General features: G+C 56.1%; 17 protein-coding genes. 10 read left to right on the forward strand and 7 right to left on the reverse strand.

Annotated elements, in window-relative coordinates; genetic code table 11:
• Positions 1-2,103, reverse strand: a complete 2,103-nt coding sequence (locus VDP61_RS07120) for a 3-hydroxyacyl-CoA dehydrogenase NAD-binding domain-containing protein (RefSeq protein WP_323006253.1) — start codon at positions 2,101-2,103, stop codon at positions 1-3.
• A 260-nt stretch (positions 2,104-2,363) separates the two neighbouring features.
• Between VDP61_RS07120 and VDP61_RS07125 the strand changes: the two genes are divergently transcribed.
• From VDP61_RS07125 to VDP61_RS07160, 8 genes are all read left to right on the forward strand, one after another.
• Positions 2,364-3,581, forward strand: coding sequence for an ABC transporter substrate-binding protein (locus VDP61_RS07125; protein WP_323006254.1), 1,218 nt, complete (start codon positions 2,364-2,366; stop codon positions 3,579-3,581).
• An 82-nt stretch (positions 3,582-3,663) separates the two neighbouring features.
• Positions 3,664-5,403 carry an AMP-binding protein gene (locus VDP61_RS07130; RefSeq protein WP_323006255.1) on the forward strand — a complete coding sequence of 580 codons (1,740 nt, stop codon included), beginning with the start codon at positions 3,664-3,666 and terminating at the stop codon, positions 5,401-5,403.
• Positions 5,404-5,469: 66 nt separating this feature from the next.
• On the forward strand, positions 5,470-7,080 hold the full coding sequence (locus VDP61_RS07135) for an AMP-binding protein (RefSeq protein ID WP_323006256.1): 1,611 nt from the start codon (positions 5,470-5,472) through the stop codon (positions 7,078-7,080).
• Between the two features lie 75 nt (positions 7,081-7,155).
• The gene (locus tag VDP61_RS07140) at positions 7,156-7,908 is read left to right on the forward strand and encodes an ABC transporter ATP-binding protein (protein ID WP_323006257.1); all 753 of its coding nucleotides are present in this window, start codon (positions 7,156-7,158) and stop codon (positions 7,906-7,908) included.
• A 1-nt stretch (position 7,909) separates the two neighbouring features.
• Positions 7,910-8,632, forward strand: a complete 723-nt coding sequence (locus VDP61_RS07145) for an ABC transporter ATP-binding protein (protein WP_416236501.1) — start codon at positions 7,910-7,912, stop codon at positions 8,630-8,632.
• Positions 8,633-8,646: 14 nt separating this feature from the next.
• The gene (locus VDP61_RS07150; RefSeq protein WP_323006258.1) at positions 8,647-9,534 is read left to right on the forward strand and encodes a branched-chain amino acid ABC transporter permease; all 888 of its coding nucleotides are present in this window, start codon (positions 8,647-8,649) and stop codon (positions 9,532-9,534) included.
• 1 nt (position 9,535) lies between these two features.
• On the forward strand, positions 9,536-10,519 hold the full coding sequence (locus tag VDP61_RS07155) for a branched-chain amino acid ABC transporter permease (RefSeq protein WP_323006259.1): 984 nt from the start codon (positions 9,536-9,538) through the stop codon (positions 10,517-10,519).
• Positions 10,520-10,597: 78 nt separating this feature from the next.
• A complete protein-coding gene (locus VDP61_RS07160; RefSeq protein WP_323006260.1) occupies positions 10,598-13,921 on the forward strand; it encodes a carboxyl transferase domain-containing protein in 3,324 nt (1,107 codons plus the stop codon).
• A 268-nt stretch (positions 13,922-14,189) separates the two neighbouring features.
• Here the strand turns inward: VDP61_RS07160 and VDP61_RS07165 are convergent, their stop codons facing one another.
• The 4 genes from VDP61_RS07165 to VDP61_RS07180 all read right to left on the reverse strand — a co-directional run bounded on the left by VDP61_RS07165 (position 14,190) and on the right by VDP61_RS07180 (position 17,419).
• Positions 14,190-14,645: a thioesterase family protein gene (locus VDP61_RS07165; protein WP_323006261.1), complete on the reverse strand. Its 456-nt coding sequence runs from the start codon at positions 14,643-14,645 to the stop codon at positions 14,190-14,192.
• Positions 14,639-15,790 carry an iron-containing alcohol dehydrogenase gene (locus VDP61_RS07170; protein ID WP_323006262.1) on the reverse strand — a complete coding sequence of 384 codons (1,152 nt, stop codon included), beginning with the start codon at positions 15,788-15,790 and terminating at the stop codon, positions 14,639-14,641. The genes VDP61_RS07165 and VDP61_RS07170 overlap by 7 nt, the downstream gene beginning before the upstream one ends.
• Complete coding sequence (locus VDP61_RS07175; protein ID WP_323006269.1) at positions 15,791-16,249, reverse strand: hypothetical protein; 459 nt, start codon at positions 16,247-16,249, stop codon at positions 15,791-15,793.
• 354 nt (positions 16,250-16,603) lie between these two features.
• Entirely contained in the window at positions 16,604-17,419 is an 816-nt protein-coding gene (locus VDP61_RS07180; RefSeq protein ID WP_323006263.1) for an ABC transporter permease, read from the reverse strand.
• A gap of 183 nt (positions 17,420-17,602) precedes the next feature.
• Here VDP61_RS07180 and VDP61_RS07185 point away from each other — a divergent pair, with 183 nt between their 5' ends.
• Complete coding sequence (locus VDP61_RS07185) at positions 17,603-18,925, forward strand: UDP-glucose/GDP-mannose dehydrogenase family protein (protein ID WP_323006264.1); 1,323 nt, start codon at positions 17,603-17,605, stop codon at positions 18,923-18,925.
• A gap of 7 nt (positions 18,926-18,932) precedes the next feature.
• Here the strand turns inward: VDP61_RS07185 and VDP61_RS07190 are convergent, their stop codons facing one another.
• Positions 18,933-20,531 (reverse strand): ABC transporter ATP-binding protein, encoded by a 1,599-nt coding sequence (locus tag VDP61_RS07190; RefSeq protein ID WP_323006265.1) that lies wholly within the window; start codon positions 20,529-20,531, stop codon positions 18,933-18,935.
• Positions 20,532-20,543: 12 nt separating this feature from the next.
• Complete coding sequence (locus tag VDP61_RS07195; RefSeq protein ID WP_323004904.1) at positions 20,544-21,695, reverse strand: capsule biosynthesis protein; 1,152 nt, start codon at positions 21,693-21,695, stop codon at positions 20,544-20,546.
• A gap of 123 nt (positions 21,696-21,818) precedes the next feature.
• Here VDP61_RS07195 and VDP61_RS07200 point away from each other — a divergent pair.
• Positions 21,819-22,043 (forward strand): glycosyltransferase (locus VDP61_RS07200; protein ID WP_323006266.1); only part of this gene is annotated, 225 nt, incomplete at its 3' end.

Consider the following 22,043-nt stretch of genomic DNA (forward strand, 5'->3'; position numbering starts at 1 on the left):
TCAGGCCTGTTCTGCGGCGTTGCGGGTCAAAAGCGGGGCCGGGTCCCAAAAACCATGGGGATCACCTGTCACACTGGCAAATTCGGCAATCCGGTCGCGGATACGGCGCTCACCGATCTTCTGCGCCAGATGCATCGGCCCCCCGGCCAGGCGTGGAAAGCCGTAACCTGCGGTCCAGACCACATCAATATCACCGGAGCGGTAGGCGATACCTTCCTCAAGAATGCGGTAGCCCTCGTTGATCAGCGGATAAAGCAGGCGCGCGCGGATCTCTTCATCGGGGATGGCGGTACGGCGCGTGATGTTGTGTCTGGTGGCCAGATCAATGCAGATCCGCTCCACTTCATCATCGTGGATCGGCGTGCGGCCGTCATAGCGGTAATACCCCACGCCATTCTTCTGCCCGTTCCTACCAAGTTCGCCCAGCTTGCGAACTACCGCGCGATAAGCGGGATGGCCGGGTAGATGCCCCTCTCTTTCGCGTTCATCCAGAACGCGGGCATTCACGTCCACCCCGGCCATATCGGTCATGCGGCACGGACCCATTGCCATGCCGAATGATTCCAGCACGCTGTCGATCTGTGCAGGCGAAGCCCCTTCCATCAAAAGGAAATCCATCTCGCGCAGATAGCCTTCCAGCATCCGATTGCCGATGAAACCGTAGCAGACACCGGAAACAACCGCGATCTTGCCGATCCGGCGGGCCAGGCCCATCACGGTGTGCAGAACGTCCGGAGCGGTTTCAGCACCGCGAACGACTTCGAGCAGGCGCATGATCTGGGCCGGGCTGAAAAAATGCATACCCAGAAAATCTGCTGGGCGGCCGGATGCGTTGGCCAGGATATCGACATTGAGAGTGGAGGTATTGGTCGCGATGATGGCACCCGGCTTGCAGATCTTGCCCAGCCTAACGCAAACCTCTTTCTTGATGTCCATGGTTTCAAACACTGCTTCGATCACCAGATCGCAATTGGCCACGTCATCATAGCTTAGCGAGCTGGCAAGCAGCCCCATCCGCGCGTCCATCTCGGCCTGGGTGACGCGGCCCTTCTGGACGCTTGCGGCGTAGTTCTGAGAAATTTTTGCGATACCGGCATCAAGCCATTCCTGCTTGATGTCCAGCAGCACGACAGGCAGTCCGGCATTCAGAAAATTCATCGCGATGCCGCCGCCCATCGTGCCGGCACCGATGACGCCGATCTTTGCAATCGGTCGCGCCTTTAGGTCCGCATCCAGACCGGGGATCTTGACCGCAGCTTTTTCGGCAAAGAAAAGATGTCGCAGGGCTTCGGATTGGTCGCCGTTCATCAAATCAAGGAATTTCCTGCGCTCGAAGGCCAGACCATCCGCCAATGACGCGCCCGATGCGGCGTATTCGATACAGTCCACAATAGCTTGGGGCGCTTTGGCACCTGGCGCTTTTTTTTGCCATTCAATACGGGCCTCGTGCAATTGCGCAGCGGTTGTTTTGTCGGCAGCCACGGGAAGCGCACCTGCCACCCGCATATTCTGCGGATTTTCGGCAGCGTTTACTGTGAATTCAATCGCTCGTTCCAACAGGTCGCCATCGAGTACCGCGTCAATCAACCCGTCAGCCTTGGCTCGGGATACCGAAATTACAGTGCCGGTCAGAATCATGTCCAGTGCTCTGGCAACCCCGATCAGTCTCGGCAACCGCTGGGTGCCACCCGCGCCAGGCAAGACACCCAAAAGAACCTCGGGAAAGCCGACCTTCGCGCTTGGCGCTGCGACCCGGTAATGGCAGCCAAGTGTCAACTCCATGCCCCCGCCCAAGGCGTGACCGTGGATGGCCGCGACTACAGGTTTATTCAGGCCTTCTAGCACGGCACAGACGTCATTCAGGTCGGGTGGCGCAACCTTTCCGTCCGAAAACTCTTTGATCTCGGCGCCGCCGCAAAACATCCGCTCTGCCCCGACAAGCACCACACCGCGAATCGCGGCGTCAGAACCCGCAAGTGTCACAGCATCCAGAATTGCCGCACGCATGCCTTGCGACAGGCTGTTTACGGGCGGCGCATCCAGCATGATGACCGCCACGCCATCACGGACGGAATAATGCACTGGGGTAGATTTTTCGGACATGCGGAGATCCTTTGCTGACCGGACACTATTACGACTTTTAAGTAGTAGCTACTATATAGTAGTAATAATTGCAGCTTGGCAACCGCTTCCTCCATCGAAATCCCTGCGCCACCCAAGCGACAAGTCCATCGCTTCCGCAGCACAAATCCTACTTTACAATCGCTGCTACTTTCTAGTAGGTTTATTGTGGGTTGGAAGGGGGCGAGCCCGTTCCAGCTTGGTCGTACTTAAAAATTAGTAACGCAAAGGGAGGGGTCCAAATGAAGATAAGTTCAAGGAAGATCGCAGGGGCGTCGATTCTGGCGCTTTGTGCAGTCGGCGTGTTGCCCGCACAGGGTTCCGCTGCCGGTTTGTCAGATGACGTGATGAAGATTGCCGTCCTGAATGACATGACCGGAGTTTACTCTGATTCCAACGGTGAAAGCGCTTTGCTTGCTGCTCGGATGGCGATCGAGGACTTCGGCGGCTTTGTGCTGGACAAGAAAATCGAGCTGGTAAACGCCGACCACCACAACAAGCCTGACCTTGCTGCGACCACCGCACGCCGCTGGTTCGACCAGGAACAGGTTGATGCAATTTTCGGCCTTGGAAACACCGCAGTCCACTATGCTGTCGCCACCATCGCGCAAGAGAAAAACAAGATCATTTTCAACACGCAAGCCGCGTCCAGTTCTATCACCGGTGAGAATTGCAGCCCGCTGGTGGTGCATTACACCTACGATACCCACGCCCTCGCAAAAGGTACCGTGACCTCGATCCTGGCGAACGGTGGCAAGAAATGGTATGTGATTGCGGCGGATTATACTTTTGGTGAAACGCTCAAGAATGATGTGACCAAATTTGTCGAAGAGGGCGGTGGTGAAATCGTCGGCTCGACCAAGCACCCGATCAACGCTTCTGACTTCTCGTCCTATGTGTTGACCGCGCAAGCTTCCGGTGCGGATGTTGTCGCCTTTGCCAATGCAGGTGCCGATACCGTGAATCTCGTGAGGGCGGCGAACGAGTTTGGCATGACTCAGACCATCGCAGCCATGCTGCCGACCATCACCGACATTCACGCGATGGGGCAGGAAACGGCCCGGGGCCTGAACGCGACCACCGGTTTTTACTGGGACCGCACGGACGAAACCAGGGCATGGTCCAAACGTTTCTATGATGAATTGGAGCGGATGCCCAACATGCTTGACGCGGGAACCTATTCGGCAATTGGCACCTACCTAAAGGCCGTAGAAAAAGCCGGAACAGACGAGCCGGAAGCCGTTATGGTAGCCCTGCACGATACCCCGATCAACGACTTCTTTGCAACTAACGGCGTTATCCGGGTGGATGGAAGAATGGTGCATGACATGTATCAGTTCGAGGTAAAAGCCCCAGCAGAATCCGAATACCCATGGGATTACTACAAGATCATCTCCACGGTGCCGGGTGATATAGCGTTCCGGGACCTGGCCTCGGGCGGCTGCCCGCTCGTGAAGTAAAAAGCAGCTATGCCCCCCCTTCGGTCTTTTGGAATAAGGGGGGGTATAGAACTACTTACCCAACAGTTACGGGAGCGTGCGTATGCCTGCGAAAATGGTCGGGATGACCCAACGGGATCTACAAAAGGAGATGGATCGGGATGGCGCTTGCATCATCCCGAAACTGGATCAATGGGCGCGCAAGCTGGGCGACAAGCCCTGCCTCTATTACGGCGAGGATGACAGCACCCTATCCTATGCGGACTTCGGCGCACTTACCGATCAGATTGCCGGCAACCTGGCGCTGCAAGGGGTGAAAAAGGGCGATTTCGTTTCGGTCTTTATGGGCAATGCCAAGATCACGATTCTAAGCATGTTCGCGATCTGGAAAGCAGGTGCGGTTTATTGCCCGATCAACTTCGGCTTCAGAGGTGACTTTCTAGCCTATCAGATCAACGACACCCAGCCTAAACTTTTAATCACAGAACGTGCTATGGTTCCGCGCCTGAACGATATTGCGTCCGAGCTGTCTTCTGTTGAGGGTATTGTCATTTATGACCCGCCGCAGGGCGCGCATGATTTCTGCGCCAATCCGATTGATCTGGACAGCACACTGAACGGGTTGCCGTGGGAGGCGCTTCTTGCCGCTACACAAAGGCCGGATATTGAGATCCGTTTTGATGATGTGGCCAACGTCCTGTACACCTCCGGCACAACGGGTCCGTCGAAAGGCGTTGTTCAAACCCACCGTTGGATGAACCAATATACATTCATGTGCCGCAGCATGATGGCGCAGGATGATATCCTGTACAACGACTTGCCACTCTACCACGTCGGCGGCGCTATTTTCAACGTGGTCCGGGCGATCTGGATGGGTTGCACTGTCGTCGCCTGGGATCGATTCAGCACAACGGACTTCTGGCCACGGATTCGCAAGACAGGTGCCAGTGCTGCATCCCTGATTGATACGATGATCCCTTGGCTGCTCAAGGCGAACCCGACACCGGATGATCGCAACAATTCCCTGAACAAGGTCCATATGCAGCCCTTGCCCAATTCGCATATCGAAATGGCGCAACGTTTCGGGCTGGATTTTATCAGCGTAGGCTTCGGTCAGACCGAAACAGGCATGTCATTCTTTTCGATTGTTGATGAAACGGAGGATGGTTTGACAACATCGCCGGACCTGCGCCGCGGCCATTCCTGGAAAGAGATGCACGACATGGCAGCCCGGCTCGACATTCCGTTCGTGAAAGCGCGGGATGCCTCGACCAAGGGCTACATGGGCATTCCTTCAATTTTCGTCGAAGCCGCGGCCTTTGATGAGGAGGGCATGATGTGCGCTCCGGGAGAGATCGGTGAGCTTGCCCTGCGGCCAAAGCTGCCTGCGATGTTCTTTCGGGAATATCTGCGAAAGCCCGATGCCACCGTAAAGGCATTCAAGAATTTGTGGTTCCATACCGGCGATACTGTGCGGGTGGATGACACGGATGCCTATACGTTCATGGACCGCAAGGGCGACCGTATCCGCGTGCGTGGCGAAAACGTGTCCTCCTTTGAGGTTGAAGATTTTGCAGGCCGTTTCTCCGGTGTGATGGCAAGTGCTGCCTTCGCTGTTCCGGCCGATATCGGAGAAGAAGACGATATTGCGCTGTGCGTAGAAATCAAGCCGGGGATGGCCGTTTCTGAAGATGAATTGCGTGCGTGGCTGGCCGCGCGGATGCCGAAATTCATGTGTCCACGATACATCCGCATAGTAGACGCGATACCGCGCACCGCTACGCAGAAGATCGAGAAATACAAGCTGAAGAAGATGCTTCTTTCGGAATTAGGCAAACAATAGCCCCTTGCACCGGGTCAATTGAATTGATTGGCCACGACCCTTTCTGAACCCTGCTCTGGATAGCTCATGACAAGAACGATCAACTATAGGCAAGGCGACAAACCTCTGCACGAGTATCTGCGGCAGCATGCCAAGGAGCAGCCTGAAAAGACTGCGATCAACTGGTACGGTGCCGAAATCAGCTATCGCGAGCTTGACCGACTTAGTGATGCGTTTTCGGCGCGGTTGCATGAGCGCGGCATCGAAAAAGGCGATAGGATTGCGCTTTTTCTGCAAAATTCGCCCCAGTATGTTATTGCCTATATGGGGATTCAGAAACTCGGTGCGATCGTATGCCCGTGCAGCCCGCTGTTCAAGAAGTTCGAACTTGAAACGCAGCTGTCGGATATGGGCGCGCGGGCCATCGTTACGGCTGACGTTCTTTATTCTGTGGTCGAGCAGGTCCTGCCAATGGTGGCCATCGAGCATATCTTTATGACCAGCTACAGCGACCTGTTGCCAGATCACCCGACGCTGCATATCCCAAAAGAGATTTTGGCCCCCAAGTTGCCGATGGTCGCCGGTGCCGTTGATTTCATGGATGCGTTGCGGGATTTTGAAGGCGAAAGCCCGCGCCCGTCACTCTCTATGAATGATATTGCCGGCCTGAGCTATACTTCCGGCTCCACCGGCAAGCCGAAAGGCGCGATGCTGCCCTATGCTCTGGCCCTGTTCAAATCATCCGTCATGGCGGATGTTTACGACGTTCACGCTAGGGATGTGGTTCTGGCTGTAGCACCACTTTATCACATCGCCGGGATGTCCGCCGGAATCTGCATTCCGATCTATGCCGGGGCAACGACGGTTTTGCTGTTCCGCTATGATCCGCTTTGCATTCTTGAGGCGATTGACCGTAACAAGGTAACCTTCTGGTACAGCGTCACGCCGATGCTTATCGGTGCCATGGAACATCCGGATGCAGCCAAATACCGGCTTAATTCCCTGCGCCTCAATATCGTGACCAGCTTTGGTATTCCGCTGACAGAACATCTCGGCAAAAAGTGGACCGCGTTTACCGGTGGCTGTCTGGTTGCCGAAGCTGCTTATGGCCTGACAGAGACCCACACCTGGGACAGTTGCATGCCACTGGATGATATCAGGTGGGGCACCCACGGAAAGCTGAACCCCGGTGTAGAATGTCGCATCGTGGATATCGACACGCGGGCAGAGCTGCCGCGCGGTGAACAGGGCGAGATACTTCTGAAAGGGCTTGGACTTTTCCAGGGTTATTGGAACAACCCCGAAGCCTATGCAAAGACCTTCGATGGGGATTGGTTCTGCACCGGCGATATCGGGGTGTTGGACAAGGACGACTACCTGACCCTGCTAGGCCGTCAGAAAGAGATGATCAAAGTATCCGGCTACAGCGTTTTTCCGGAAGATGTTGAAAGCATCCTCATCCGGCATCCTGATATTGAACAGGCCGTCATTGTCGGCGTACCGCACGAAAAGAAGGGTGAGGTCGTCAAAGCAGTGCTTGTGCTGCGCAAGGGGGCCCATGCCTCTGCCGATAAGATCACAGCGTGGTGCAAGGAAAACCTCTCTGCCTATAAAGTGCCGCAAGTGATTGTTTTTGTAGACTTACTGCCGACCACACCAACCGGCAAGGTGCTGCGGCGCCTCGTCAAAGACATATGACACAATGCAAAACAATCCATGCAGCAGGCGCGGCTGCGCGCAGCGCAACTTCTCATTCAGCAATAGGGTGAAGATATGAGCAATCATATTCTGGAGGCACGAAAACTGACCAAAAGCTTTGGGGGGTTTACCGCTGTCGACAATATAGACCTGAAGGTCGAGAGTGGCACAATCCACGCGCTGATCGGGCCGAATGGCGCGGGCAAAACGACTTTTTTCAACCTCTTGACCAAGTTTCTTGTGCCGACTTCAGGCCATATCATCTTTCAGGGCAAGGACATCACCAACGCGGCATCGGCCGACATCGCCAGTATGGGGATTGTACGCTCTTTCCAGATATCAGCGATTTTTCCGCATATGACTGTGCTGGAAAATGTCCGGGTCGGGTTGCAGAAGAAGGTCGGAACGACGTTCCACTTTTGGAAACGCGAAGCGACCTTGAACACGCTGAATGATCGCGCCTTGCAGCTTCTGGCTGAGGTGGGGCTTGATGAGTTTGCTGAAACTCTTGCTGTAGAGCTTCCCTATGGCCGCAAGCGGGCGTTGGAATTCGCAACCACACTGGCCATGGATCCGGTGTTGATGCTGCTGGATGAGCCGACGCAGGGCATGGGGCATGAAGATGTGGAACGCGTCACCGATCTGATCCGGAAAGTGGCCAAAGGCAGAACCGTGTTGATGGTTGAGCATAATATGAGCGTCGTGGCAGGGCTTTGTGACCGGATCACGGTGCTGCAACGCGGCGCGGTGCTTGCGGAGGGAACCTATGCCGAGGTGTCCTCCAACCAGCAGGTGATGCAGGCCTATATGGGCACCGAGACCGCTTAGGATGGGTGAATTGATTATGACTCCTGCACTTGAACTACAAAAGTTGAACGTCTGGTATGGCGAATCCCATGTACTGCATGATCTTTCCCTGAAGATCGGCAAAGGAGAGGTCGTGACCCTTCTTGGCCGCAACGGTGCGGGGCGCTCGACCGTCCTTCGGGCCATCATGGGCCTGACCGGACGGCGCGAGGGCTCCATCAAGGTCAACGGAACCGAAACGCTGCATATGCCAATCCATATGATAGCACGTTGTGGCGTCGGGTATTGCCCGGAGGAGCGCGGTATCTTCTCGTCGCTCTCGGTTGAAGAAAACCTGATGCTGCCGCCGAAAATTGCCAATAACGAAAACGCCATGTCGGTTGAAGCTTTGTATGAGATGTTTCCCAACCTGGCAGAGCGCAGATACAGCCAGGGCACGCGCTTGTCGGGTGGCGAACAACAGATGTTAGCAATTGCCCGCATCCTTCGAACAGGCGCGCAACTGTTGCTGCTTGACGAGATTTCCGAAGGGTTGGCACCGGTCATCGTGCAGGCCCTGGCGCAATTGATCGTCACCTTGAAGTCGAACGGGTTCACCGTTGTGCTGGTTGAGCAGAACTTCCGGTTCGCCGCACCTCTGGCGGATCATTTCTACGTTATCGAGCATGGGCAAGTTGTCGAGAGCATCGCCTCGGACGATCTGCCCGCCAACATGTCACTGCTGAACAAATTACTTGGCGTATAGGGGCGGGAAGAAACATGACAGAGATTGCAGGTATTCCGCTACAGGTCCTATATGGCCAGTTATTGCTTGGTTTGATCAACGGATCATTCTACGCCATTCTGTCGCTTGGCCTGGCCATCATCTTCGGTTTGTTGAACATCATCAACTTCGCGCATGGTGCGTTGTATATGATAGGTGCGTTCCTGACCTGGATGGGAATGTACTATTTCAATATCAACTATTTTGCGATGCTGGTGATCGCGCCCATAGTGGTAGGATTGTTTGGCTGTGTAATCGAACGATTGCTTTTGCGCAGACTCTACAATCTGGATCACTTGTACGGTCTGCTGCTGACCTTCGGTATCACCCTTGTTCTTGAAGGCGTATTTCGTTCGGTTTACGGTTCTTCTGGCCAATCCTACCGCGTTCCGGCAGCACTTTCCGGTGCGGTCAACGTGGGTTTCATGAACCTGCCGATCTATCGGGCATGGGTTGTCATAGCCTCGCTGACGGTCTGCCTTGCAACCTGGCTTATCATCGAACGGACGCGGTTGGGGTCTATCCTGCGCGCAGGTACTGAAAACTCCAAACTGGTTGAGGCATTCGGTGTGGATGTGCCGCTGGCGATTACCCTGACGTTCGGTTTTGGCGCAGGGCTGGCGGCATTTGCAGGTGTTCTTGCGGCCCCAATCATCCAGATTGCCCCGCTTATGGGGTCCAACCTCATCATCACGGTGTTTGCGGTGGTGGTCATTGGTGGAATGGGGTCTTTGATGGGGGCCGTTCTGTCAGGCCTGATCCTTGGCCTGATCGAAGGTCTGGCCCGCACTTTCTATCCCGAAACTTCTGCGATCGTGGTGTTTGTCATCATGGCTATTGTCCTACTGGTCAAGCCCGCAGGTCTATTTGGAAAGGAAAAATAAGATGGGCAAGACCCTCGCATATGGATTGCTGCTGGTCGGCATGCTTCTCGCGCCGATAGTCGTTTACCCTATTCTTTTGATGAACCTACTTTGTTTTGCGCTGTTCGCTTGCGCCTTCAATCTGCTTATCGGCTTCACCGGGCTGTTGTCTTTCGGTCACGCTGCATTCTTCGGCTGGTCAGCCTATATCACCGGCCATGTACTGATGACGATGGGTTGGCCCCCTTTGGCGGGTATAGTCGCAGGGACAGTCGCGGGTGGTGCTATCGGGCTGGTGGTGGGCGCACTGTCTATCCGTCGCCAGGGAATCTATTTCACGATGGTAACACTTGCGCTGGCGCAAATGATGTATTTTCTTGCGCTCCAGATGGAGTTCACGCGTGGTGAGGATGGCCTGCAGGGCGTGCCCAGAGGCTCACTGCTTGGGCTGGTTGATCTCGGCAATGACCTTAACATGTATTATCTAGTGCTAGCCATCTTCATCGGTGGTTATGCGCTGATTGTGCGGATCGTACATTCGCCTTTTGGTCAGGTTCTGAAGGCGATAAAGGAAAATGAGCCGCGGGCGACGTCACTGGGCTACCGGGTCGAACGCTACAAGCTACTGGCCTTCGTGCTATCAGCGGCATTGGCGGCGCTAGCCGGAGCCACCAAAACGGTTGTTCTGGGTTTTGCCTCATTGACGGATGTTCATTGGATGATGTCCGGCACCGTGGTTCTGATGACGCTGGTTGGTGGTATGGGCACCATGATCGGACCTGTTATCGGCGCTGCGGCAGTCATTTTTCTTGAATATCAGCTGGGCTGGCTGGGAAAAACCCTCGCGGCGTGGACCAGTCTGGACTGGTTCAACCGGCTTGGCAACTCTGTCACTGTGGTGACGGGCTGCGTCTTCATCATCTGTGTACTGGCCTTCCGGCGCGGCATAGCCGGCGAGGTAAAAGCCTACTGGGCCAGACGTAAAAGCGCGAAACAGTCTCTCTGACAATCCCGGCATCTTGAGGGAAATGGCATTGTCTCCGGCTTCGGAGCGGCCGACGAAATTTGGCCATAGGAGTTTGGCGTGACCATCAGTTCATTATTAATCGCAAATCGAGGCGAAATCGCAATCCGGATTGCGCGGGCGGCAGCAGACCTCGAAATCCGTACCGTGGGCGTATTTTCTGACGACGACGCAAATTCACTGCACGTCAGAACGGTAGACACGGCGGTTGATCTGCAGGCCAAGGGTGCGGCTGCCTATCTGGACATTGAAAAAATCATCGCGGTCGCCCTCGCTCAGGGCTGTGACGCGATCCATCCCGGCTACGGTTTCCTGAGCGAAAACGCTATCTTTGCAAAAAGATGCGCGGAGGAAGGGATAATCTTTGTCGGGCCGCAGCCCGAGGTGCTGGAACTGATGGGTGACAAGGCGCAGGCGCGGCGTCTGGCACAAGGCGTCAACGTGCCGGTCAGCCCCGGCACGTTCCACGCCTCCAGCTTGGCCGAAGTGCATGAATTCTTTCTGTCGCTGGGTGATGATGATCCGGCAATCATGATCAAGGCCGTCGCAGGGGGCGGCGGGCGCGGTATCCGCACCGTCATACGCGCAGAGGATATCGAAGAAGCCTATAGCCGGTGCCAATCGGAGGCATTGGCGGCCTTTGGAAATGACGAGGTCTATGCCGAAAAATTCATGCGCAGGGCGCGCCATATCGAGGTGCAGATTGTCGGTGACGGTACTGGAAATGCCGTGCATCTGTGGGAACGCGAATGCACGCTGCAACGCCGCAATCAAAAACTGATCGAGGTTGCACCAAGCCCGACCCTCGCACCGGGGCTAGTCACACGGATCACCGAAGCGGCCGTGCGCCTTGCGCAGGCGGTCCGGTACAAAGGCATCGGCACCTACGAGTTTCTTGTGGATTCATCCGACGACAGCGAGTCCTCACCGTTCATCTTCATGGAAGCCAATCCACGCTTGCAGGTTGAGCATACCGTAACGGAAGAAGTCACCGGGATCGACCTGGTAAAAACCCAGATCCGGATTGCAAGCGGTGCCGGACTTGATGAAATCGGGCTGGTTCAGGACCGTATCACCCGCCCAACGGGCTTTGCGATCCAATTGCGGATCAACATGGAGGTCATGAATGCGGATGGTAGCGCGCGCCCGTCCGGCGGCACACTTGACTATTTCGACATACCGTCAGGCCCCGGCATTCGTGTTGATACCTTCGGTTATGCCGGGTATCGCACCAATCCAAATTTTGACTCCCTGTTGGCAAAGCTGATCGTCCATTGCCCGGATTGTCAGTTTTCCCAAGCACTGCGACGGACCTATCGTGCGTCCTGTGAATTCAGGATCGAAGGTGTTCCCACCAACCTCGCGTTCTTGCAAAATCTCCTTCGTCGCCCCGAAGTTGCTTCCGGAAAAATCGACACCCATTTCGTTGAGGCGCATGTGACGGAGCTGCTGGTTCCAACCTCAGGCGATGCGCATCCACGCCTGCATGCGGTACAGAATGCCCGCTCCTCTGTGGATTCCGCATCGCAAGCGCGGGCACAATCGCAACTTCCCGATGGGATGGCACAGATCTGCACTCCGATGCAGGGTACGGTGGTCGCAATTAAGATCTGCGACAATCAAACGGTACAACGCGGCGAAGAAATTGCGATCATCGAAGCAATGAAGATGCAGTATGCTGTCCTTGCTGAGACAAGCGGCACGGTAAGGGCCTGTCTTGTGCAGGTTGGCGACACGCTGATGCTTGACGACCCCATGTTCCATATCGAGCCAGCAGAAACGGAAAATGCGCGTCTTCACCACCATCAAGCCGTCGATCTGGACGCAATTCCACCTGCCCTCAAACTGCTGCGGGAACGGCAGGATGCAACACTGGATAAAATGCGCCCTGATGCCGTCCAGCGTCGCCGCAAGACCGGTCAGCGCACTGCCAGAGAAAACGTCGCAGACCTGTGCGATCCCGATACATTCATCGAATACGGCTCGCTCGCACTTCGTGAACAGAGAAAGCAGATTTCAACCGAAGAGCTGATCCGCACGAGTCCGGCAGATGGTATGGTCACAGGAATTGGCAGCATCAATGGCACGGCCTTTGATTGTGCCGAGGCCCGTTGTGTGGTCATGGCCTATGATTACACGGTCTTTGCCGGCACGCAGAGCAAAATGAACCACAAAAAAACAGACCGGCTGGTGCATCTTGCCGAGCAATGGCGTCTACCGATCGTAACTTTTGCGGAAGGTGGCGGCGGTCGTCCCAGCGATGTGGACCAGGAAGGCAGCATGCTCAGCGCGCTGACATTTTCTCACTTCGCAAGGCTAAGTGGGAAAGTTCCGCGTGTGGGGATTGCCTCGGGCTATTGTTTTGCCGGAAATGCGGCCCTGCTTGGCTGCAGTGACGTTGTGATCGCAACCGAAAACGCCTCTATTGGTATGGGCGGTCCGGCGATGATCGAAGGCGGAGGGCTGGGCGCGTTCAAGCCCATGGATGTTGGCCCGGTGACTGTACAATCGGCAAATGGCGTTATTGATGTCGTCGTGCGCGATGAGGCCGAAGCGGTCGTGGTCGCCAAAAAATACCTCGCGTATTTCCAAGGAAATGCGAAGGATTGGGGTCATGCAGATCAACGGCTTTTGCGGCATCTTGTGCCGCAGGACCGGCTGCGCGCCTATGATATGCGTTCAATTATTGATACGGTTGCTGATACCGACTCAGTGCTGGAATTGCGTCGCGGTTTTGGGGCCGGTATCATCACCGCCTTGATCCGCGTAGAGGGGCGAGCTTTTGGGCTGATCGCCAATAACCCGTCGCATCTTGGCGGGGCGATAGACGCCGATGCCGCTGATAAATCCTCGCGTTTCATGCGTTTGTGCGAAGCATTTGGGCTGCCGATGATCTCACTCTGCGACACCCCCGGTTTCATGGTCGGCCCGGATGCCGAACGCACCGCAATGGTCCGCCATGTATCACGGATGTTCGTTACCTCGGCCAGTCTCACCATCCCTGTGTTCACGATCTTTGTACGCAAGGGCTATGGGCTTGGCGCGATGGCCATGGCCGGTGGCGCAACCCATGCGTCTTTCTTTTCGGTCGGATGGCCGACAGCAGAGTTCGGCGCAATGGGTATAGAAGGTGCGGTCAAATTGGGTTATCGAAAAGAGTTGGGAAATATCGCTGACGATGAAGAAAGACAGCGAGAGTTCGACAGGATGGTCGCCCATTCCTACGAAGTGGGGAAATCCGTCAACGTGGCATCCTATTTTGAGATCGACAACGTGATTGACCCCGCCGAAACCCGTTTCTGGCTGTCTCAGGGCCTCAAGTCTATACCGCCGAGCAATAGATCGGCGCTGGTGACACCGGGAAAATTCCTCGACACTTGGTAGACGGCGGTCGCGCGGCCCAGTCATGCGAGATGAAGAGCTCACGCGATCAATGGCGGGGGCTCTTCGCGGCACGCTCGATCAGTCCGGCGTTGCCGTGGCTCGTCTCCTCGTCCGGGTTGCTGCCGTCGATCAACGCGATGGTTCACCCGTTCGATAGCCCAATCGAAATGGCCTTCTCAAAGCTGACAGCACATCTCCGCCGCATCGGCGCACGAATAGAATATGCATCAGCATTAAAGGCAAACTGCTTTAGCATAAGTTATGCGTCTCAGGGATGTTCGGCTGGTAACGAAGTATGGCCCTGGAAGCAGGACAGCTTGGCACGCAGCGCGTTCGTAAACGGGGTTGGCAGGCCTGCGGCAGTATTGACATGTACCAGAAATCCGACCGCTGCCGCCGTGGTTTCTCCGTTGCGGAATAATGCTAGGTCATAGCGCACCGACGAATTGCCGAGATGTCCGACACGCAACCCAATAGTTATCAGGTCAGGATAGGCCATCTCGGCAAAATACCGGCATCCGGTTTCAACCACCAGAAAGCGCTCGTCATCGTTTGCCGTCTGCATCTTGCCCAGTTCACGCAGCAGCAGGTTCACCGCAGTATCAAAGAACTGATAATGCACCGCGTTGTTCATATGACCGAAGGCATCGTTGTCAAACCAGCGCGTGGTCAACTGTAGGGTGCGGGGATAGGCCGCAAGGGCACGTTCGGGTAGCTCTACCATGCCGCCTCGTAAATTCTGAGAGCATCTGTTTCAACCAACTTGCGCGGGTTGTTCATCAACAGGCGTGTCTGCTTCAGCGCATCGGCTGCCAGGACGTGGAGACAGTCACGGTCGATTCCGACGTCACGCAAGCGCGTTGGCAGGCCGCAGCGGGCAGAAAGGGCGCTCAGGGCGTCGCAAAAGTCACTTCCCATATCGCCCGCACCGGCCAGATCGGGAAACAGAATTGGCGCAATTTTGTCATAACTTTTGGGCGCAGTCTCGATGTTGAACCGCAGCACATGGGGCAGAACCAGTGCATTGGACAATCCGTGGGGGACTTTGAACCGCCCGCCGATCGGATAGGCCAGCGCGTGAACGGCCGCGACTGGAGAATTGGCGAATGACTGCCCTGCCAGAAGAGAGCCAAGCAGCATGTCGGAGCGCGCCGACATATTGCCCGGTGTCATTACCGCAGCCTCCAGCGACTGGCCCATCAAACGCAATGCCTCGCAGGCCAGCGCACGTGACATAGGGTTATTGTTGGTGCTGGTTGAACAATAGGATTCGATAGCGTGAACGATGGCATCTATCCCAGTAGCCGCGGTTACATGGGGCGGTAAGCCGCGTGTCGTTTCTGGGTCAAGAACTGCCAGATCTGGCAGCAGAACTGGGCTAACAACGCCGGACTTTTCGTTCTCGCCGGTTGTGACAATGGCAATTGGCGTCACCTCCGATCCGGTGCCAGCTGTTGTCGGCACTAAGACGAGGGGCAGCCGGCCCGCAGGTAGGTTTCCGATACCGTAGCTGTCTTGCAAAGATGCCCCACTGGCTGCTAAGGCGGCAGCCAGCTTAGCCACGTCCAGCGACGAGCCGCCGCCAAGGCCTAACACCCCAGTCGCGCTTAACGCGCACATTCGGTCTCGCGCAGAGATCACCACAGATTCAGTCGGATCGGAGGTGACGTCGTGAAACACATGCACCTCCGCGCCAGCCTCGCGTAAAACATGTTCGGCCTTCATGGGCATATCTGTGGCCATCATCCCCGGATCAGTTACGATCAGGATGCGCGCGCCAAGAAGCGGTGCGGCGATCTCGCCCAACCGTCCCAGAAGACCGGCGCCAAAACAGATTGAAGGCGTCGTGTGGAAGGTGAAGGGCGTCATCTATTCCTCCGTATCGGCATTTTCGCTGACTGGACCAAAAAGGCGTTCTAATTGCGCGATTAAACGCCGGTCTAATTCCTTAACATCAATGCCCGGATCATACGAGAAAGTTTCTCGAAACAGCGCATGACGATAAACGGCTGCGGCATACCATGCGAGGCAATGAGTCTGTGTTCTGCCAGATGTGCATGCAGCGCGTTGATCGTCTGTATTCTGTGACGAACAAACAGGTTGCGCGTCTGAAAGACCATGGCCCGGGCCTGTTGTTGTGGTGACTTCGGTTTGACAAACTGGGCCGCCCTCACGGGTTGCAATACAACCGCTGCTCGTTGCCGGCAACACATGCTTGGATGTGTGAGAGAGGGGGCAATGGATGCAAGCGTCGCCAGCCGGGTAATACATGGTCGGACGGCTCGCCGCCTCTGCAATCGCTTCTGCATCGGTCGCATTGTTCGGCATGAAAACAATTCACTGGATCGTTTTCTTGTCTGCCTCGCTCTGGCGCTTCGCGAAAGGCTTGACGTAAGCGGGCGGCACCAACCTGACATCATGCCCAAGGAACAATCTCAGGTGGGAGCGGTCAGGAAGTGGCGCCAAGTGTGCATCGGGTGTTTGCCACTGGGCGGATCGGGATTTCCGACAAGAAGGTCGATACAGCCTTGCATCAGGATTTGGTGCAATGGCTACAGGCCCGGCTATCCGATTGAGGTTGGCATGCCAAAGGTCAGACTTCTCGCATGCGAAAGATTCAAGCATCCGGCCCGCACAGAAAATTATTGGGGCAATAGCCTACGCATAACCGCATCGGATGCTCTAACGCTCCAGCATGTCTCTGTGGTAACGCCGCAAAAAAACCAAACCGATCAGTCCGATGCTCAGGGCGACGCCAAAGACATAGGCGGGGTTAACATATTTGGCTTCATATTGCAGGTAAAATGCCCCGCGCAATTCCCCGGTGACATGCATAAGCGGGTTGTACCACAGCATATGCTGCACCCATTCGGGCAGACTTTCATAAAGGAAAATCACGCCCGAGATCAAAACCAGTGGTCTGGTCAAAACATTCCAGGCGCGTTGATAAAGCGGGAACATTGTGAACATGAAACAGTTCAGCAGGCCTACGCCAAGACCCAGGGCCGCAGCCATGGCATAGGCGATGAAGGCGCGATCAATAAGAAACACTGTGCGGGTTTCAAAGGCCAGACATATTCCGGTCAGGACAATGCAGCTGATCAGCACTTGCGTCAGCACAGACAGGATGGCTCTTGCCAGAATGGCATCGACAAAGGTGACTCGGGGATAGGCCAGCAAAGATCTGGAATAGGTGATGGACTGTGCAACTTTGCCGGAAAGGTCCATGAACAGAAAAAACGGCATCATCCCGGTGGCAAAGAAAATCGGAAAGTTGATTCCGATGCGTGGGCTGCGGAACCCAAGCGAAAAAATGGCACTTAACAAGGCAATCCCAAGCAAGGGTTCCATCACCATCCAGATATAGCCGCCGGGTGACCTGCCATGCGTCGAGGCCATCTCTCGCAGGATCAGGGCCAAAATCGTGCGGGGTGTCGCAAAGCGCAGCTTCTGGCTTGTTGGCAATGGGGGCCAGGCCTGTTCGGGCTTTGTGGTCATGCAGGGCCTCTTTCGGGCGGGCCTTGGCAGGGATCATGCCAGCACTGGGTCTGGCTGCTTACCCCACGGCAACATCAGGGGGCTGAAACATGGCAAGGCTGGTTTCATTTCCTTTTGGAATATGGGAATAACGTGAAGAAACTACGTCACAACGGCACGAAAATACCCATAGGGAGAGAATGAATGCGGATTGCTGTTATTGGCACCGGTTATGTTGGTCTTGTGTCTGGCGTTTGTTTTTCTGATTTTGGCCATGAGGTGGTTTGTGTCGACAAGGATCCACGCAAGATAGAACGGCTGAAAAAGGGCGAGATCCCGATTTATGAGCCAGGCCTTGAAACCTTGATGGCAAAAAATGTAGAGGCAGGCCGCCTGAGCTTTACGCTTGATCTGGCCGAGGCGATGGCCGGTGCCGAGGTTGTCTTCATCGCGGTTGGCACGCCTACGCGCCGCGGTGACGGCCATGCCGATCTGACATATGTGATGGCGGCAGCAGAAGAGGTTGCCCGTATCGCCAAGGATTATATCGTTGTCGTCACCAAATCCACCGTGCCTGTCGGAACCAACCGCAAGCTGGCAGCGGTGGTTGCTGCGGCCAATCCAGATCTGGATTTTGATGTCGCCTCCAACCCCGAATTTCTGCGCGAAGGGGCTGCGATCGAAGATTTCATGAAGCCGGACCGCGTTGTGGTAGGGGTTGAAAGCGAACGGGCCAGCAAGGTGATGTCTGACATTTATCGCCCGCTGTATCTGCGAGATTTTCCGATCATCTTGACCGATCTGGAATCGGCCGAAATGATCAAATACGCGGCCAATGCCTTTCTTGCGACCAAGATCACCTTTATCAATGAAATCGCAGCCCTGTGTGAAAAAGTGGGCGCCGATATAAAGCAGGTCTCCAGGGGGATGGGGCTTGATGGCCGGATCGGGAACAAGTTCTTGCATGCCGGGCCGGGCTATGGCGGAAGTTGTTTTCCAAAAGATACCAAGGCGCTGGCCCGTATCGGCCAAGAGCATGCCTGCCCAATGCTGATTACCGAGGCGGTTATCAAGGTCAATGAGGACGTAAAGCGGCGGATGGTTGACAAGCTGCTGGACCTTAGTGGTGGCTCCTTTAACGGGCAAACGATTGCGGTGCTGGGGGTGACGTTCAAACCCAATACCGATGATATGCGTGACGCGCCCAGCCTGACGCTTATTCCGGCAATGCTTGGCGGGGGGGGCTGCGTTCGCGTCACAGATCCGCAGGGGCGCCATGAGGGCGAGCGCCTGCTTCCGGGCGTCGAGTGGCTGGAGGATGCCTATCTGGCGGCACAAGGCGCTGATCTGTTGGTTATTCTGACCGAGTGGAATGAATTCCGGGCGCTGGACCTTGAGCGCCTGGCGACGGGGATGCGAACAGCGCGCATGGCCGATCTGCGCAATATCTATGCGCCTGCGGATGTGATCAAGGCCGGCTTTATCGCCTATGAGGCCATTGGCCGCCGGGGCGCCTCGACAGCCTGAAGTCGCTTTACCCGGCGTTGTCGCCGCTCAGCAGCCCTGTCTGCCAGGTGGCGGGCAGGGCGGCCCCGAACCGCGCCAGCATGGCGCTGTATTGCGGGGCCAGCAGGGCGCGCAGCCCGCTGCGAATATCGGCGGGTATGCCTGGTTCTGGCGGTTCGGGCAGGGGCGGCAGGCTGAGTGCGGGGATATTCGGAATATCCAGAAAGTCGCTCAATGGCTTCAGGGCGGCGCGTCCTGTCAGTTTCTCATGGAACATCCAGCAAATCCGCCCGGTATCTGTTGCCCCCTCCAGCGCTTGCACCAGCCGGGTATAGTTTGCGGCCGGATAGGCGGTCAGCAGGGTTTCTGGCCTGGCCAGCAAGGCGCGGGCGGCCGCCTCACAGGCCGCTTGCGTTCTGTCACTGCCTGGCAATTCCTCCCATATCTGGGCCCAGAGGCGGCTGGCAGGGTCGCGCAGAACGCAGACAAAGCGGGCATGGCCGATCGTGGCCATCTCGGCAAAATCATCTTGTGACAGCAGCGCATAGGCGGGGGTGAAATCGCAAAGGATGGGCTGCGTCTTGCGCCCGGCCAGCAGGTAGTCAATGTAGGCATTATGGCGATCAGGGCCATTCTTTGGCGCGGTATGGATGGACAGCAGGGCGCTGATTTCGCCGATCAGCCGCAGGGTATTGCGCTGTTCTTCGATGGTTTCCTTGCCGATCCGGGTGCCCAGCTGTTGTGCGGCCTTGAAGCGCCGCTCACGGGTCGTATCGGCCATCCCGGCGCGGCTGTTGAAATAATGCAATTCGCGGGGTTTGCTGAAATGGCAGGGGCGATGCCGGCGCAGGCAATCGCCCAGCCAGTCGGTGCGGGTCTGGGGCAGGCCGATCCCGAACAGCATCCGGGCATCAGCGGGGAATTTCATGGTTGCCGCCCCTTCGGGCAGCGGCGGCATGAGCATGGACATAGAGCGGTCCATGATGCGGCTATAGCGTTCAATCGCCTCTTCGATGTCGGTGTAATAGGTCAGATGCCCCTCTTCAAGAAAAGCCCCGGCCGTGCAAAGTTCCCGCAGGGTTCCTGTCGAATGGCTGACAAAAATCGCCCCTGCGGTCTTCATGCGGTTCAAAAAGACATCGCGGCTTTTCTTCTTGAATGAGGCATCACCGACGGCAGTTACCTCATCCACAAGATAGGTATCAAATTCCAGCCCCATATTGATACCAAAGCTGAGCCTGCCTTTCATCCCCGAGGAATAAGCCCGCACCGGCAGGTGGAAATGTTCGCCCAGCTCGGCAAAATCTTCGACATAGGCCATCAGGGCCTCGGTATCGGCGCCGTAAATCCGCGCGACAAAGCGGGTATTCTGGGCGCCGGTCAGATCAGGGTGCAACGAGCTGGCAAGGCCAACGGGGAAAGAGGTGGTTCCACTCGACAACACCTCGCCCGAGGTGGCATGTGTTGTGCCCGCAATCAGTTCCAGCAGGGTTGATTTGCCGGCCCCGTTCCGCCCCAGCAACCCGACCGAAACCCCGGACGGGAACACAGCATTGATATTATCGGCGACAACCTTGTGCCGGCCGTTAAGGGAAAACACTTTGGTCAGGTTTTTCAGAATGATCATGGCGGATGCACTCTATATTCGGTCGCGCAGCGCATAGCCTGCAAGCACCAGTATCGCCCAGATCAGAAAGGCAAAAAGCGCCGTAACCATCAGGATGGTCACGCGGTGGGGGCTTTCAGACGCTTGTGCAAGGGTCGGGCGGATATGGGCGGCCAGATAGCGGCTTTTGCGGCCCGCCTCGGCCACGGCGCTGTCATAGGCCCCCATCGAGGCCGTATAGGTTTGCTCGGCGAATTTCTGATCGACTGAAAGCCGCTCAAACTCGCCGACCAGATCGGCAAAGGCGCCGGTCGCTGCGGCGTCTCCGGTTCCGATGCCCAGTTTTTTACGCTCTTGCGCGATACGGTCTTCGATCACATCCACGCGGCGTTGCAACTGGGTGATGCGTGGATCGCCAAGATTGGCGGTCTGCTGCATGATATCAAGGTCAATCAATGTCTCGGCCTGCTGAAGCTGCAAAGACGACAGCAAACCCATCTGGCTTTGAACCGAGGCTGACGGATCGACAATCTGGGTGCGGTTGCGAAAGCGCGTCATGGTTTCGCGGGCGGCCTTTAACCGCTCTACCGCCTTTTCCAGCTCATCGCGGGCATAGCGGGTTGCATCATCGCGGGCGATGCTGGTCAGGCGGTTGATCATGTCAGAGCTTTCTGAATAGATCAGTTCGGCAATGGTATGCGCATCCTCGGGGGTGAACGCCTCAACCTGCAGTTCCAAAAGCCCGGTATCGTGGTTGTAAACCTTCACCATCCGGCGCCAATAGGTCACCAGATCCTCAATGGTGCCGGGCGCGTGATAGGCGAAAACCGGGTCTTTTTCCGGGTTGCCCTTGGCCCAGATCGCCCGGATATCCAGCGTTTCCTCGGCGCGGGCCACCAGTTCCTGGCTCTGGATGAATTTATACAGGATTTCGGTGTCGGATGAACTGGATCCTGACAACTGGGCAATGCCCCCCAGCATTTCGATCGCCGATCCCATTTCTTCGGTGCGAACCGAGAAACCCACGGTTGAGATATAGCGATCAGCGGCGCGCGTCCACATATACCAGCCGGTAATCACCGGCGGGATGACCACCAGAATGAAAAAGCTGATCAGGACAAGCCAGTGGCGACTGCGCAGGCGGGCAGGCGGCACAGAAAGCGCTTTGGAACGCGTGTCGGTCATAGTGAAAAAGCCTCGTGCCTTGGCAAAAATAGGGTCGGATTGAACAAGCAGGGCGATTTTTACATACAATATCTTTACAAAATAACCTTAGGTTGAGCCGCATCAGAAAAAAAAGGTGCGATGATGAAGCCTCATGTTTGTATCTTGTTGGGGACCTTCAACGGCGGGCAATACCTGCGGCAGCAGCTGGAATCCTTTGTGGCACAAACGGGTGTCAACTGGTCGCTTCGGGTCAGCGATGATGGGTCGGATGATGACAGCCGCGATATTATCGTCAGCTTTATCAAGGCGCATCCCGACCGCGATATCCGTTTCTATGAGGGCCCAAAACAAGGCAGTGCGGCCAAC

The sequence above is a fragment of the Pseudorhodobacter sp. genome, assembly GCF_034675685.1.
Classification (GTDB): Bacteria; Pseudomonadota; Alphaproteobacteria; order Rhodobacterales; family Rhodobacteraceae; genus Pseudorhodobacter.